At 74.5% G+C, this 1,678-nt stretch carries 2 protein-coding genes; both read left to right on the forward strand.

The annotated features are described in order from the left end of the window. Positions 1 to 101: 101 nt before the first annotated feature. The gene (locus CFB24_RS22180) at positions 102 to 1,034 is read left to right on the forward strand and encodes a DUF1403 family protein (RefSeq protein ID WP_088522778.1); all 933 of its coding nucleotides are present in this window, start codon (positions 102 to 104) and stop codon (positions 1,032 to 1,034) included. A gap of 3 nt (positions 1,035 to 1,037) precedes the next feature. Continuing rightward, a partial coding sequence (scpB, locus tag CFB24_RS22185) for an SMC-Scp complex subunit ScpB (RefSeq protein WP_088522779.1) occupies positions 1,038 to 1,678 on the forward strand: 641 nt, incomplete at its 3' end.

The following is a 1,678-nucleotide window of genomic DNA, read 5'->3' on the forward strand; positions in this document are numbered from 1 at the left end:
CCGATAAGGCAACATTATCGGACGTCTCTATTTTCCGACGGATGCGGCGGTTTGCGCCGCTCCGGCTTACAATAACCGCCGCAGCTTGTTAAACATGCGCCATGCCCAAGGCCGAACGATTCGCCCCTCTCGCCCCGCCGGCGCCGCCGCGCCCCGCCCCGTTTGCGCGCGGGGCCGCGCCGCAAACTCTTGAGGCCGCCGCGTTTCTCGCCGGCGCGGCCCTCGCCGCGCTCGACGGCTGCGCGCGCGAAACTCACCCGATCGGCGCGCTTTGGCGCCAGCGCCTCGCCCTGCGCGCCGCCAGCGCCAGCCTTGGCCTCGAAGGCCGCGACGCCGACGAAACCGCGCTGCGCGACGCGGTCTATCTGCGCCGCCCCGGCGACGATCCCGGACCGGCCGGGCGCAGCCTGTTGGCGTTTCGGGCGCTCGCCGGGCCCGACGCGTTCGATCCCGCCCGTTGGATCGGCGCCATCGCGCCGGGCTTCGGCCTCAAGCCCGATCCCGCGCTCGAACGCGTCGCCGCGCAGGCCGAGGCCGCGATGAACGGCGCGGCCGGCGCGATCGCCGGCGCCGCCCAATCCGCCGCCCGCGCGCTCGAAAATCGGCCCGACGCGCCCGGCTTCGCCCTGTGGCTCGCCGACGCCGTCGTCGCGCGCCGGCTGCGCTGGCCGGCGGCGGTCCCGCTGCTGGCGACCCAGATCCGCCGCGCCGAGCTGCGCGCCGCCGGGCGAACCGACGACGAATGGCTGAAGCTCTGCCATCTCGGCTACGCCCGCGCCGCGCTGGCCGCCGCCGATCTCTACGCCGACCTGATCCGGCGGGCGGAACAACTGCTCGGCGCCGCGCCGCTGCTGCGCGGCAAGGACGCGGCGGCCGCCGTCGAAACCCTGTTGCGCGAGGACGCGCTGGCGCCGGCGGCCTCGGCGCGCCGCGCCAGCGACCGCAGCGGCCGGCGCCTGTGCGAGCGTCTGGTCGCGCTCGGCGCCGCCCGCGAATTGACCGGCCGCGCCAGCTTCCGTCTTTACGGGCTGTGAGCCATGGGGCGGCGCGCCAGCAAACCCGAGCCCGAGTTCGACCGCGAGCTCGACGACCTGCCGCCCGACCTGCGCTGGCGCGAATGGATGGGCCGGGTCGAGGCGGTCATCTTCGCCGCGCCCGCCCCGGTCGGCCGCGACGTGTTGCAAAAGTTCGTCGGGCGCGCCTGCAACCTCGACCTGATCATCGACGACATCCGCGCCGAGCTGCACGGCCGCCCCTATGACCTCGTCGCGGTCGCCGGCGGCTGGCAGCACCGCACCAAGAGCCATTTTGGCGCGGCCATCCGGGCGGCGCTGCGGGTCGAGGCCAAGCGCGCGCTGTCGCAGCCGGAGCTGTCGGCGTTGCTGGCGATCGGCTATTTCCAGCCGGTCACCCGGCGCGAGCTGTCGAACATCTTCGGCCAGGAGGTCAGCCGCGACCTGATCGCCAATCTGCGCGCCGCCGGCTTCATCGGCGCCGGCCCGCGCAGCCCGCAGCCGGGCGCCCCGGCCACCTACGTCACCACCGACGGCTTTTTGAGCGCGTTCGGCTTCGCCAGCCTGCGCGACCTCCCGGACCTCGAGGCGCTGGAGGACGCCGGACTGCTCGACAAGGCGGCGTTGCGCGACGGCCCCCTCCCCTCCCCGCTTCTCGACGACGA

It is taken from the genome of Rhodoblastus acidophilus (genome assembly GCF_900187365.1).
GTDB lineage: Bacteria > Pseudomonadota > Alphaproteobacteria > Rhizobiales > Beijerinckiaceae > Rhodoblastus > Rhodoblastus acidophilus.

Bases quoted from the DNA above. Each gene is read 5' to 3' on its own strand.
- CFB24_RS22180 (WP_088522778.1), top strand. From the start codon at position 102: ATGCCCAAGGCCGAACGATTCGCCCCTCTCGCCCCGCCGGCGCCGCCG.